Consider the following 13,005-nt stretch of genomic DNA (forward strand, 5'->3'; position numbering starts at 1 on the left):
GTTTGACCAAAGGTTAAGCCATTCAATCTAAAAATCTGAAAGGTATCACCGCTATGAAACAGAAAATTCTCTTTATCGACCGTGACGGCACTATTATCGAAGAGCCAATCACAGACAAGCAAGTCGATAGCTTGGCAAAGTTAGTGTTTGAGCCCAATGTCATTCCTGCATTATTGAAGCTACAAAAAGCGGGCTACCGTCTTGTCATGGTCAGTAATCAAGATGGCCTAGGCACTCCGTCTTTCCCTAAAGATGATTTTGATGAGCCACAAGACATGATGATGCAAATATTGAGCAGCCAAGGCATTAAATTTGATGATGTGCTTATCTGTCCGCATTTTAATGACGAAAACTGCAGCTGCCGCAAACCTAAGCTTGGCCTTGTTAAAACCTACCTGACAACAGGCCGTATCGATTTTACCCAGTCCGCTGTTATTGGTGATCGTGAGACCGATATGGGTCTTGCAGATGCAATGGGGATCCAAGGATTACAATACCACCCACAAAACCTTACCTGGGATGATATTGCCGATAAGCTACTGAGTAAAAATCGTATTGCGACGGTCGTACGCACCACTAAAGAGACTGATATTACGGTTTCTATTGATTTAGATTCTGGCGTAAAAGGTAATATCGATACTGGAATTGGTTTTTTCGACCATATGCTAGAACAAATTTCGACCCACGGTAACTTTAAAATGGATGTTAATGTCGATGGCGATCTCGAGATTGACGATCACCATAGCGTAGAAGACACTGCGCTCGCAATTGGCGATGCACTGCGTCAAGCATTAGGCGACAAACGCGGTATTGCACGATTTGGCAATGCATTTGAACAGTCCATCCCAATGGATGAAGCCAGTGCCGAGTGTCTACTCGATCTATCAGGTCGTCCCTTTATCAAGTTTTCAGCCGAATTTGAGCGTGAAATGGTCGGTACGATGGCAACAGAGATGGTACCGCACTTCTTCCGCTCCTTTGCTGATGGCCTACGTTGCACTTTGCACTTAACCACAGTCGGCGATAACGACCACCACAAAGTGGAGAGTCTATTTAAGGTGCTTGGCCGTACTTTACGCCAAGCTGTTGCGGTTGAAGGTGATGCGCTGCCATCGAGTAAAGGTGTGCTATGAGCAAAATAGAGGCTCTCAGTCAGATTATCGAAGATACTGCGGTGATGGGTTCCACGGTCATTATCGATACAGGCTGCGCCAACTTAAGTTCCGTGCGCTACGCCTTTGAGCGCTTACTCTCTGTTGATGAGCGTAAAAACTTAGCCGTAACTGACGACATAGCGGCAATTAAGGCCGCAACTCGGGTGATCCTGCCCGGAGTCGGCACTGCGGGGGCAGCGATGGCATCATTACGCAACAAGCAGTTGGTAGGGGTTATTAAGGCCTTAACTCAACCCGTGCTAGGCGTCTGCTTGGGCATGCAAATGCTGACTCGAGCCTCTAAAGAGCGTGGCGCAACGGCAACCGATTGCGAATGTTTAGGCTTGATCCCAACGGATATTGAACAATTGGACAGTAAAGGGCTACCGCTGCCGCACATGGGCTGGAATCAGATCACCCCTTCAGCGCACCCCATATTTAACGGTATCGACACTGGCGCCTATGTGTATTTTGTCCATAGCTACCGAGCGCCAATCAGTGAGTACACCATAGCAACAGCTGAACATGGTGAGCAATTTAGCGCAGCCATCGCCAAAGATAATTTTATTGGCCTGCAGTTTCACCCGGAAAAAAGCGCTGCAGTGGGGGCAAAGATGCTTAAAAACTTCTTAACCATGACTCAGTCCACCTTAGCAAGAAGCAAACCGTACCAGAGGCAATCATGATAATACCTGCAATTGATCTAATAGAAGGTCAAGTGGTTCGTCTCTATCAAGGCGATTACAACCAGCAGACGACATTTGACTTAAGCCCGTTAGCGCAGCTGCAATCTTATCAAGAGCAAGGGGCTAACTTACTGCATATTGTTGATTTAACTGGAGCTAAAAACCCTAGAAAACGACAAACCCAACTGATCGCCAGTTTGGTTAAAGGTTTAGACACCCCTATCCAAGTCGGCGGTGGGATTCGAACTGAAGCCCAAGTCAGCGAACTGCTAGAGATTGGTGTCAGTCGTGTGGTCATTGGATCCTTGGCCGTAAACGAACCAGAGTTAGTCAAACGCTGGTTTTTGAAATATGGCAGCGATGCCATTTGCTTAGCACTCGACGTCAATATCAATGAGCAAGGCGAAAAAATTGTTGCGGTATCGGGATGGCAATCTGGCGGCGGTAAAACCCTTGAATCCCTCGTTGCTGAATTTATGACTGTGGGTCTTAAACATGCTCTCGTGACTGACATCAGCCGTGATGGAACCTTAAAAGGGGCCAATAATGAGCTTTATCAAGAGATCAGTGGTACCTATCCTGAGATTAACTGGCAGGCATCGGGCGGCATCGCAACACTTGCAGATGTTACCGCAGTAAAAAACAGTGGTGCCAATGGCATTATCATAGGTAAAGCCCTGCTTATTAATCAATTTACGGTTAAGGAGGCAATTGAATGCTGGCCAAACGCATAGTCCCTTGTTTAGATGTTAAAGAGGGAAAAGTGGTTAAAGGAGTGCAATTTCGAAACCATGAAATTGTGGGCGATATAGTGCCCCTCGCCGCTCGTTACGCTGAAGAAGGCGCCGATGAGTTGGTGTTTTATGACATCACTGCCAGTGCGCATGATCGCGTCATTGATAAGTCTTGGGTTAGCCGTGTTGCTGAACGTATTGATATCCCTTTCTGTGTCGCTGGTGGGATAAAAACCATCGAACAAGCACGTGAAAAGTTAGCGTTCGGTGCCGATAAAATATCAATTAACTCACCCGCCCTAACCGATCCTAGCCTGATTGAACGACTGCAGGATGAATTTGGTCGCCAATGCATCGTCATCGGTATCGACTCCTACTACGATGACATCAATGATAGCTATAAAGTAAAACAGTTTACCGGCGATGAGTCGGCAACCAAAGACACCCAATGGTATACCCCCGATTGGGTTGAAGAAGTGCAAAAACGAGGTTGCGGCGAAATAGTGCTTAATGTGATGAACCAAGATGGCGTTCGTCAAGGCTATGACATCAAACAACTGTCGATGATCCGTTCTCTGTGTGATGTTCCGTTAATCGCCTCAGGAGGCGCAGGCACAATGGCACACTTTAAAGAGGTATTTACACTCGCCAATGTTGATGCAGCATTAGCAGCCAGTGTATTTCATAAAGGGATCATCGATATCCAAGCATTAAAGCGCTATCTGCGCGATAACAATATTGCCGTACGTATCTAAGTTGACCCGAATAAATAGACCTAATTAAGGATGTAATATGACATCGCTTTACCAATCACAGCAAGAAGACCGTGAATTACTGAGTCAATTAGACTGGGCAAAAACAGACGGTTTAATCCCCGCCGTGGTGCAAAACCACTTAACCGGTAAAGTTCTTATGCTGGGCTATATGGATCAAGCAGCCTTAGACAAAACCTTGTCCAGTGGCCAAGTGACTTTTTATAGCCGCAGTAAAAAGAGGTTATGGACCAAAGGTGAAACATCCGGTAACACGCTGGATTTAGTCGCTATCGATATGGATTGCGACAACGACAGTTTATTAGTGCAGGTGATCCCCAATGGACCGACTTGCCACAAAGGCACTCAAAGCTGCTGGAAAGACGGTAAAGCCCACAGCTTTATTGACAACCTCAGTACATTAATCGCCTCACGAAAAGGGCAAGATCCCAAATCAAGTTACACCGCATACCTGTTCGACCGAGGTACTAAGCGAATTGCACAAAAAGTCGGGGAAGAGGGACTTGAAACAGCCTTAGCTGCCGCCACAAATGACAAGCCGGAGTTGATTGATGAAGCCTCAGATCTCATCTATCACTTACTGGTGTTATTAGAAGATCAGTCGTTATCACTTGAAGATATCACCGCCAATTTAATGAAGCGACATAACGCCGCCAAACAAGCTTAGTTTTCAGCTAAGGTTAGCGATATCTTTTCAGGTAACGCTAACCTTTCTAAAAATAGACTCATACGTTAAAATGAAAACAATCAAACTCTATTAATAACTAATCGTATCTATAACAGTTACATCCAATGAAATAGTCGATATACTTATCGCGAATGAGCCACCTCTTATTAGGGATTAGCCATGAGCCGTATGATCAACTCACTTGCCTTAATTACAGCGCTGTTATGTACACTGTACAGTCAGTCTGCTGCCGCTGAAAAACTCACCTACCTGATCATAGCGGAACAAGCAGAGCCGTTTCAAATCAACAGTGTGACCGACTATGTGCAGTCAGGGATCATCACTGACATCGTTACGTTTATTGCACAGAAAAAGTCACTTGAAATAGACCACCAGATCATGCCGTTCAAACGCTACCTTTACGAGATCAAACAACAGACCTACCCTAATTGGATAAGTTATGGCTCACCTACCTGGCGTGCAGTCGAGGGTAATTTGGCACAAAACAAGCGTCTTTCAAAACAGGCTTTATTCAGCGCAGAGCACATTATGGTGTCACTAAAGAGTCAGCATGATTCCCCATTGAATGTTAACGATTTAGTCGACAAAACCGTTATCCTGCTAAAAGGATTTGATTACCCAGGTCTAACACCCATAATCCAACAGAATACGATGAATACACTCGAACTTAACAGCCACAAAAGTGCGCTACTTGCCCTTAAAAATGGTCGAGGAGATCTGTTTATCGAGATGAAAAGTCGGGTTTTGTACAGCATTAGACAGCACCAGATAGATGCATCCACCTTTGAGTTTACCGATATTCCTGATGCTATAGCACCTGTCGACATTCACCTAAGCTACGGTGATGCAGTACCGCAAGAGCTTGTCGACTGGATTGATCTACAAATTTTGCAGATGAAAGCTAACGGTGAGATAGCAAGAATTATCAGTGATTATCAATGAGCCTCACTCTTAGTTAGTGATCTTATTTTCTTTTATTAAGAACACTGTTTTCTACTAACATAAAACACCGCTTGCCATGGTGTTGCCAATTCTAAGTTCTGATACAATCTGCGCCACTAAAATGAAGCTTCTTAATAATAAAAGTGTGCCCTATGAATCTTGCCGATAAAGTTTTAGTCGTAAATGACAACCTTCCCATCCGTACCGACAAACCCGTCCATTCTGGTAAAGTTCGCAGTGTTTACTGGTTAACAGCAGAAGACAGCGCTCGCTTAATCAAAGATAAAGGCTATGACGTTCCCTCTGACGCCCCATTAGCAATAATGGTTATCAGTGATCGTATATCTGCTTTTGATTGCGTATGGCAAGGTGAGAACGGTTTAAATGGTGTTCCTGGTAAAGGAACAGCGCTAAACGCAATTTCAAATCACTGGTTTAAGTTATTTAAAGAGAAAGGCTTAGCTGATAGCCATATCCTTGATATTCCGCACCCGCTGGTATGGATTGTACAAAAAGCACGCCCAGTGATGATTGAAGCGATTGCCCGCCAATACATTACCGGTTCAATGTGGCGCGCTTATAGCAAAGGTGAAAGAGAGTTTTGCGGGATCACGCTGCCAGAAGGTTTAGAGAAAGACCAAAAACTGCCTGAGATCCTTATCACCCCTTCCACTAAAGGTGTGTTAACTGGCCTTGAAGGCGTACCTGAAGCTGATGATGTCAATGTATCTCGTCGCGACATAGAACGTCATTATAAGGGCTTTAAATTCAGCAATACTGATGACATCGATCTTTATGAGAAATTGCTTTCTGAAGGCTTTGATGTGATAAGCGAAGCATTAGCAGAGCAAGATCAGATTTTTGTTGATACCAAATTTGAATTTGGCTATGTCCATGACGCAGCGGGCAACGAAAAACTCATCTATATGGATGAAGTCGGCACCCCAGATAGCTCACGTATTTGGGATGGTAGCTCTCATCGTGACGGTAAGATCATTGAGCAATCAAAAGAAGGCTTTAGACAGTGGCTGCTAAACCACTTCTCTGATGCGGATATCTTACTCAATAAAAACCGCATGGAAGAGCGTTTCTCACTGGCTAAAGACAACAAACTGCCAGAATCGGTAATGATGGATATCTCCAATACCTACGTTGGTATTGCAGAGAAAGTGATCGGTAAGAAACTTCACATCAGTGAAAACCCAAAGCAAGAGATCATTGATATTTTGCGCAATGAGTACCAACTTATCGTTTAAGCTCGATTGGGTTTAACGTTAAGCATCAATATTTAGCAAAAAGCCGCAATTAATATTGCGGCTTTTTAATGGTGTATTACCAGAGCCGTTATTGCTTACGTGGCTTCTTTTTATAAATAGACTCTTCGCCCTCTGGACGAGTTTTTAAGACTTTAAGAAACCACATATATTGTTCAGGGTAAGCTAATATGACTTGCTCAACCGCTTTATTCAATGCAATCGCTTCGTTCTCTTTACCCTGCATGCTGTCAGGTGAAATGGCCGGCATCACCGTTAACTCATACTGACGCTTAGTTTGGTCATAACCAATCTTAACCGGCATCACTTGCGCGTTTCCTGCTTGAGCTAGACGGCCAACGACGGGCAGCGTTGCTTTAGTTGTGCCGAGAAATGGGGCAAAGATGCTTTTATCGGGTCCTAAATCTTCATCGGGGAGATAAAAAAAGCTGTTGTTACGCTTCAATTCTGAGAGCAATGCTCTAATCCCCGCCTCACGCATATAGATGTTGCCACCTTGCGAGCTGCGCATACGATTATTAAACCAGTTAAAAAGGTCGTTCTTGTGGGCTTTAGCCATAGAGACCATAGGTAAATCAAGATTCAGACGCAAGCCTGCATACTCAATACCCCACACATGCGGCATAATAAAAATCACCGGTTGCCCTGCTGCGGTTGCTTGTTCAACATGCTCAAAGCCAATAAGCTTAACTCTGTTACGAATATTTTGACGAGACTTAACTAACAGCTCTGATTGAGCTAGTAAAATCATCACAAAATTTTCGACATTGTCTCGAATCAACCCTTCTATTTCGTCATCCGATTTATCAGGGAAACAGGTCGTTAAATTTGCTCTTGCAACTTCAATGGGCTTTACCGCAATTTTCAGTACGAGTTTAGCCAACTGACGCGCAATGGGATCTCTTAGCCACGCAGGCATAAGGCCAAAAAGCACTAACACTAATATGGCTACCCAAGTAAGCCAATACTTAGGATGTAATAAAGATAGCCTGAAGCGACGGTCAAAATATTTAGGTTTTCTAGACAAACGCAAAACCTCGTTAGCAGATGAATAACAGAAAAAGCCACTCAATTGAGTGGCCTCTTCATCACGATGCTAGTGCAATTACTTCTTTGCGTTAGCTTCTTCGACGCGACTTTTCAGCTTTTGTCCTGGACGGAACGTCACAACACGGCGCGCTGAAATAGGGATATCTTCTCCCGTCTTTGGGTTCCTTCCCGGTCTTTGATTCTTATCTCTCAGGTCGAAATTGCCAAAGCCAGATAGCTTGACCTGCTCACCACTTTCAAGCGCTTGACGAACTTCTTCGAAAAACGTCTCTACCATCTCTTTCGCTACTCTCTTATTGATACCTAGCGTTTCAAAAAGATGTTCTGCCATTTCGGCTTTGGTAAGTGCCATACTTTTAGTCCCTCAACGATGCGTTGAACTCGTCTTTCAAAGAAGAAACCACCACATCTACCATCGCTGCGATCTCTTTCTCTTCAAGTGTACGAGTGTTGTCTTGTAATAAGAGTGCGATTGCAAGGCTCTTTTTGCCTTCCTCTACACCTTTACCTTGGTATACATCAAACAAGTTTATGCCAACCAACTGATTTTCGCCAACTTTTCTTATCATTTTTACAACATCAGCCGCTGCAACAGAGTCATCGACTACGATGGCGATGTCACGACGGTTAGCTGGAAACTTAGATACAGTCTGGGCTAGCGGTAAATTAGCATGCAATAACGCGTCTAATTCGAGCTCGAAAATAATTGTTTTGCCATTAAGGCCAAATGGCTTCTCAAGGGTAGGATGAACCGTGCCTATGATACCAATAACACAATCATTTCTCAATATTTCAGCACATTGGCCCGGATGAAGCGCTGGATGTGATGCTGCTCTAAAGCTAAATTCACTGTCCGCAACCGTTAATCCGATGACGGCTTCGAGATCACCTTTTAGATCGAAGAAATCAACAGTATTTGATTCCATTGACCAGTGCTCGTCATTCTGATTACCTGAAATAACCGCGGCAAGCATAGGTTGCTGTGACACACCAGAGTCTGCCGTTGCATTAGGGATGAAACGCAGGCCGCTTTCAAATAATCTAACGCGATTTTGCTGACGGCTTTGGTTATAACCGACTGCCGATAAAAGACCGGTAAACATCGATAAACGCATTGCTGACATTTCAACCGAAATAGGATTCGGTAAAATCATCGCCTCTGCACCTGGGTGCAGCAGATTCTGTTGCTTAGGATCTACAAAGCTATAAGTAACCGCTTCTTGGAAACCACGTGCAACCAACATGCTACGAACACGTTTAAGACTGATATCAGACTCATTGTGATCAGACATGCTTAGTTGCGCAATTGGCGCAATATTTGGAATATTGTTGTAACCGTAGATACGAGCAACTTCTTCAATTAAATCTTCTTCAATTGCCATATCAAAACGGTAAGTCGCTGTAGTAACGCTCCACTGTCCTTCACTAACGTCAACCGCAAAGCCGAGACGCTCTAAGATTTCAGTGACATCATTATCTTCGATATGGTGACCCAAAATGCGATCTAGTTTGCTACGGCGCAATACTATTTGCACAGGTTTTGGCAAGTTAGCGTCAGATTTAGCTTCAACGACAGGACCCGCTTCGCCACCACAGATATCAAGTACAAGACGACTGGCGCGGTCCATTACTTTATGTTGCAACTCTGGGTCTACACCACGTTCAAAACGGTGTGATGCATCAGTGTGCAAACCAATTTTACGGGCTTTACCTAAAATAGCTAAAGGTGCGAAAAAGGCGCACTCAAGCATAATGTCGGTTGTGTCAGTAGTCACACCTGAGTACTCGCCGCCAAATACGCCTGCAAGTGCTAATGGTTTAACCTGATCGGCAATAATCAACATACCTTCAGGGATAGTGATCTCATTACCATCAAGTAATGTCAGCTTCTCTTCACCATTAGGTTTACGAACCTGAATACCACCTTCCAATTTAGCATTATCAAATGCATGCATTGGCTGACCAAACTCAATCAACACGAAGTTAGTGATATCAACAATCGGATCAATTGAGCGAATGCCACTACGACGTAGCTTTTCTTGCATCCAAAGAGGGGTAGCTACTTTAACGTCGACGTTTTTGATAACGCGACCTAAATAACGTCCACACTCTTGCTCAGCTTGAAGATCGATACTCACTTCATCGCTAATGGTTGCCGTAACCGCTTCCCAAGTTGGTTCAGTAACCGCTTGACGGTTTAATACACCCACTTCACGAGCCAAACCCGCCATACCTAAACAATCGGCACGGTTAGCGGTTAAATCGACATCAATAACCGCATCATCAAGTTGCAGATATTCGCGAATATCTTGACCGATAGGCGCATCGGTTGATAACTCAATAATACCATCACTTTCAATGTCGATGCCTATCTCGCCGTATGAGCAAAGCATACCGAAAGAAGGCTCGCCACGTAGTTTTGCTTTTTTGATTTTAAAATCACCAGGCAAAACAGCACCAACCATTGCAACAGCAACTTTAATGCCTAAACGACAGTTTGGAGCACCACAAACAATGTCGATTAGCTCTTCACTACCCACATTAATTTTAGTCACGCGGAGTTTATCCGCGTCTGGGTGCTGACCACACTCTACAACTTCACCTACTATTACACCGCTAAATTCTGCAGCAACAGTATCAATACCGTCGACTTCAAGACCCGCCATGGTAATTTGGTGTGCTAATTCTTCACGATTAACGCTTGGGTTAACCCATTCACGAAGCCAAGATTCGCTAAATTTCATGCTATACAGCTCCGTTTATTTAAATTGCTTAAGGAAGCGAAGATCATTTTCAAAGAAAGAACGTAAGTCATTCACGCCATAGCGCAACATTGATAAACGTTCGACACCCATACCGAAGGCGAAACCAGAGTATATTTCTGGATCGATACCCACGCTACGCAGTACATTTGGATGTACCATGCCGCAACCAAGCACTTCTAACCATTTACCATTTTTACCCATTACATCCACTTCTGCTGAAGGCTCAGTGAATGGAAAGTAAGATGGACGGAAACGCACTTCTAAGTCTTCTTCAAAGAAGTTACGTAAGAAATCGTGCAATATCCCTTTAAGCTCTGCGAAGTTAACCTTCTCAGCAACCAACAAACCTTCAACTTGATGGAACATTGGCGTATGTGTTTGATCGTAATCGTTACGATATACACGGCCAGGAGAGATAATACGCAGTGGAGGCTTTTCATGCTCCATAGTACGGATCTGTACACCAGACGTTTGAGTACGCAACATCACTTTCGGATTAAAATAGAAAGTATCGTGATCAGCACGCGCTGGGTGATGCTCTGAAATGTTCAATGCATCGAAGTTATGAAAGTCATCTTCAATTTCTGGACCATCTTTAACTGTAAACCCAAGTTCACCGAAGAAGCTCTCAATACGCTCAATCGTACGAGTAACCGGGTGCAGTCCACCGGTCTCGATATGACGCCCAGGTAGGCTCACATCAATACTCTCAGCTTTCAACTGCGCTTCAAGCTCTGCCGCTTTCAATCCATCGATGCGTGTAGACAGTTGCTGTTGAACCGCTTGTTTAGCTTGGTTCACAGCTTGACCAAAGGCCGGTTTCTCTTCTGGGGGTAGTTTCCCCATCATCTTCATCATGTCAGTGATTTTACCTTTCTTACCAAGGTAATCGACACGGAGGTCATCAAGCGCTTTTAAATCTGTAGCGTCTTTGATGGCGGCTAAGGCCTGTTCTACGATCTCTGTTAACTGTGACATCATCTCTTCCAGTGCATGTAGGAAAACCTACGAGTCTTCGGGCTTACATATTTTCTTAGGTGAAAATAGAAAAAGACACAAATTTTACGCGAGCAAACCCTATTTTACTAGGGTTAATTGCGCCTTTTTATAAGCTAACTGTTTATTTTGCTTAGTCCTTGTTCGAGTACAAACTACTCCCATTCGCTCGCGTTGTAAGATTTGCGCCCCTTTACTTAGATATAAGAGGGTTATTATTCTGCCTCAAAGGTACTCTACTGCTATTAGTTAACATCAGAAAACCCAAGCTATATAACAGTTTCAATGACTTAAACCCCTAGCGAACAAAAAAACCACAAACAGATGTAAATCTATAACACATTGGTAAAGTAATTATTATTTTTGCCGATAAATAATATGGTTGCCGTTCTAGGATTGAGAAATAATTATGAAAGAAGTTAAGTTTCGCTGGGTCGATAAATACCTTATCCATATGACGTTAAAATCAAAATTTGCGGTTATGGCAATAATTCCTATTTTTACTTTGATAGGTTTCACACTTGTATTAAGTGATCATTTCGATGAAAACCTACAACAATCTCAACTAATACAAGCGCAACAATATAATCAAAAAATGAGCGATGCGCTCGACAAAGCCTATCAATTTGTTGCAGATGAAGACAAACAGCCTTTTTTAAATGCGTTAAACGGTGATATCAGCCTATATGATGAGAATGAGGCTAGTCGAGATGCCAAATCTTTAGCAAGTCAAGGCGGAGGAGCTCAAGTACAAGGTAACCGTATTGAAAGTGTCAGCCGCAGCCAAAACGGCTTGATAACAGTATCGAATATTGCATTCGAGCAACAGAGCAGCAACGGTTATTTTATCTACGGTACGCTTGCTGGATTGATTCTGTTAATTTTAATCACCAGTTACTATATCTCTAGCTTTGTCGGTGGCGCGCTATACACCAATGTTATGGCGTTAAAGAGAGCGGCTGATGGCGATCTCACTGGTCGACTTAACTTTTTTGAAGTCAAAGATGAGTTTAGTATCTTAGCGATTAGTATCGATACCTTGGTTGATCGGCAGCATAAGCTGGTCACCCAAATGACCCATGCCAACACCCAGATCCGTAACGTAGTGCAAGCATTTAGAGATACTGCTCAAGAAGGCCAGTCGCTGGCAATGAACCAAAGGCAACATTTAGATTCTCTTGCGACCGCAATGGAAGAGATGACAGCGGCAGTGAAAGAGGTTGCCCGTAATGCAGAGCAGTCTTCTATAGAGACCCAAGAAGCAAATAACCAAGTTGATGCAGGCTCCCGAGACATCGCTGTGACAGTGGATGCTATTGGTGGTCTCAGTAATGAAATTGCGCAAGCGTCTGATGCTGTCAATAATCTTAACGAAAACGCCGCAAAGATTGATGAAGTGGTGACTACCATTAATGCTATTTCCGAGCAAACTAATCTGCTCGCGTTAAATGCTGCAATTGAAGCCGCAAGAGCCGGTGAACAAGGTCGAGGTTTCGCCGTCGTCGCTGACGAAGTCAGAACGCTAGCGGGACGAACTCAAGCCGCGACCGTTGAGATAAAATCGATGATCGAGGCGCTTCAATCTGGTTCGAGAAATCTAAAACATGTTATGAGCCGTACGGTCGAAAAGGCTGAAGAAGGTAAAAAACATGTGCTCGATACCGGTAACGATCTTCAAGGCATTGCACATCATAGTGCTAAGGTCTACGAAATGAGCATATTGATTGCAACATCCGCCGATGAACAATCTGCCGTTGCCAATGAGATTGCCACCAACTTAATGGAGATCCGCAATCAATCCCACGATGTTGAGCAATCCGCTAATCAATCGGTTGCAGGCTGCGATGAACTGCACGCAACAGCGGAACAACTTGATACATTGTTGATAGGGCTCAAAATATAGTTAACATTGTTAATATAAAAAAGGGTAGCACTTTAGTGCT

Annotated in this window: 12 protein-coding genes; 8 read left to right on the top strand and 4 right to left on the bottom strand. The window is 43.9% G+C overall.

The features are described from left to right. Nucleotides 1–53 precede the first annotated feature (53 nt). The 7 genes from hisB to L2729_RS08425 all read left to right on the top strand — a co-directional run bounded on the left by hisB (nt 54) and on the right by L2729_RS08425 (nt 6,233). Nucleotides 54–1,133 (top strand): bifunctional histidinol-phosphatase/imidazoleglycerol-phosphate dehydratase HisB, encoded by a 1,080-nt coding sequence (hisB, locus tag L2729_RS08395; RefSeq protein ID WP_248987869.1) that lies wholly within the window; start codon nt 54–56, stop codon nt 1,131–1,133. Then, on the top strand, nt 1,130–1,840 hold the full coding sequence (hisH, locus tag L2729_RS08400; RefSeq protein ID WP_248987870.1) for an imidazole glycerol phosphate synthase subunit HisH: 711 nt from the start codon (nt 1,130–1,132) through the stop codon (nt 1,838–1,840). Before hisB ends, hisH begins: the two co-directional genes overlap by 4 nt. Then, entirely contained in the window at nt 1,837–2,574 is a 738-nt protein-coding gene (gene hisA / locus L2729_RS08405; protein WP_248987871.1) for a 1-(5-phosphoribosyl)-5-[(5-phosphoribosylamino)methylideneamino]imidazole-4-carboxamide isomerase, read from the top strand. The genes hisH and hisA overlap by 4 nt, the downstream gene beginning before the upstream one ends. After that, nucleotides 2,556–3,329, top strand: a complete 774-nt coding sequence (hisF, locus tag L2729_RS08410) for an imidazole glycerol phosphate synthase subunit HisF (protein ID WP_248987872.1) — start codon at nt 2,556–2,558, stop codon at nt 3,327–3,329. Before hisA ends, hisF begins: the two co-directional genes overlap by 19 nt. Before the next feature lie 37 nt (nt 3,330–3,366). Further along, the gene (gene hisIE, locus L2729_RS08415) at nt 3,367–4,014 is read left to right on the top strand and encodes a bifunctional phosphoribosyl-AMP cyclohydrolase/phosphoribosyl-ATP diphosphatase HisIE (protein ID WP_248987873.1); all 648 of its coding nucleotides are present in this window, start codon (nt 3,367–3,369) and stop codon (nt 4,012–4,014) included. A gap of 180 nt (nt 4,015–4,194) precedes the next feature. After that, complete coding sequence (locus tag L2729_RS08420; RefSeq protein ID WP_248987874.1) at nt 4,195–4,977, top strand: substrate-binding periplasmic protein; 783 nt, start codon at nt 4,195–4,197, stop codon at nt 4,975–4,977. Between the two features lie 152 nt (nt 4,978–5,129). Further along, a complete protein-coding gene (locus L2729_RS08425; protein ID WP_248987875.1) occupies nt 5,130–6,233 on the top strand; it encodes a phosphoribosylaminoimidazolesuccinocarboxamide synthase in 1,104 nt (367 codons plus the stop codon). 88 nt (nt 6,234–6,321) lie between these two features. On the opposite strand, the gene lpxM is transcribed toward L2729_RS08425, so the two are convergent. The 4 genes from lpxM to pheS form a co-directional block, all read right to left on the bottom strand. After that, nucleotides 6,322–7,278 carry a lauroyl-Kdo(2)-lipid IV(A) myristoyltransferase gene (gene lpxM / locus L2729_RS08430; RefSeq protein ID WP_248987876.1) on the bottom strand — a complete coding sequence of 319 codons (957 nt, stop codon included), beginning with the start codon at nt 7,276–7,278 and terminating at the stop codon, nt 6,322–6,324. A 78-nt stretch (nt 7,279–7,356) separates the two neighbouring features. Further along, a complete protein-coding gene (gene ihfA / locus L2729_RS08435) occupies nt 7,357–7,653 on the bottom strand; it encodes an integration host factor subunit alpha (RefSeq protein WP_101091201.1) in 297 nt (98 codons plus the stop codon). A gap of 4 nt (nt 7,654–7,657) precedes the next feature. Further along, entirely contained in the window at nt 7,658–10,045 is a 2,388-nt protein-coding gene (gene pheT / locus L2729_RS08440) for a phenylalanine--tRNA ligase subunit beta (protein WP_248987877.1), read from the bottom strand. A gap of 15 nt (nt 10,046–10,060) precedes the next feature. Beyond that, complete coding sequence (gene pheS, locus L2729_RS08445; protein ID WP_101091203.1) at nt 10,061–11,044, bottom strand: phenylalanine--tRNA ligase subunit alpha; 984 nt, start codon at nt 11,042–11,044, stop codon at nt 10,061–10,063. Between the two features lie 427 nt (nt 11,045–11,471). Here pheS and L2729_RS08450 point away from each other — a divergent pair, with 427 nt between their 5' ends. Further along, nucleotides 11,472–12,965, top strand: a complete 1,494-nt coding sequence (locus tag L2729_RS08450; protein ID WP_248987878.1) for a methyl-accepting chemotaxis protein — start codon at nt 11,472–11,474, stop codon at nt 12,963–12,965. The last annotated feature ends 40 nt before the right edge of the window (nt 12,966–13,005 follow it).

Origin of the sequence: Shewanella gelidimarina (genome assembly GCF_023283945.1) — a bacterium.
Taxonomy (GTDB): Bacteria; Pseudomonadota; Gammaproteobacteria; order Enterobacterales; family Shewanellaceae; genus Shewanella; species Shewanella gelidimarina.

Excerpts from the sequence above, each read along its gene's own strand:
- hisB (WP_248987869.1), top strand. The coding sequence starts at position 54 with ATGAAACAGAAAATTCTCTTTATCGACCGTGACGGCACTATTATCGAA.
- hisH (WP_248987870.1), top strand. The coding sequence starts at position 1,130 with ATGAGCAAAATAGAGGCTCTCAGTCAGATTATCGAAGATACTGCGGTG.
- hisA (WP_248987871.1), top strand. The coding sequence starts at position 1,837 with ATGATAATACCTGCAATTGATCTAATAGAAGGTCAAGTGGTTCGTCTC.
- hisF (WP_248987872.1), top strand. The coding sequence starts at position 2,556 with ATGCTGGCCAAACGCATAGTCCCTTGTTTAGATGTTAAAGAGGGAAAA.
- hisIE (WP_248987873.1), top strand. The coding sequence starts at position 3,367 with ATGACATCGCTTTACCAATCACAGCAAGAAGACCGTGAATTACTGAGT.
- L2729_RS08420 (WP_248987874.1), top strand. The coding sequence starts at position 4,195 with ATGAGCCGTATGATCAACTCACTTGCCTTAATTACAGCGCTGTTATGT.
- L2729_RS08425 (WP_248987875.1), top strand. The coding sequence starts at position 5,130 with ATGAATCTTGCCGATAAAGTTTTAGTCGTAAATGACAACCTTCCCATC.
- ihfA (WP_101091201.1), bottom strand. The coding sequence starts at position 7,653 with ATGGCACTTACCAAAGCCGAAATGGCAGAACATCTTTTTGAAACGCTA.
- pheT (WP_248987877.1), bottom strand. The coding sequence starts at position 10,045 with ATGAAATTTAGCGAATCTTGGCTTCGTGAATGGGTTAACCCAAGCGTT.
- pheS (WP_101091203.1), bottom strand. The coding sequence starts at position 11,044 with ATGTCACAGTTAACAGAGATCGTAGAACAGGCCTTAGCCGCCATCAAA.
- L2729_RS08450 (WP_248987878.1), top strand. The coding sequence starts at position 11,472 with ATGAAAGAAGTTAAGTTTCGCTGGGTCGATAAATACCTTATCCATATG.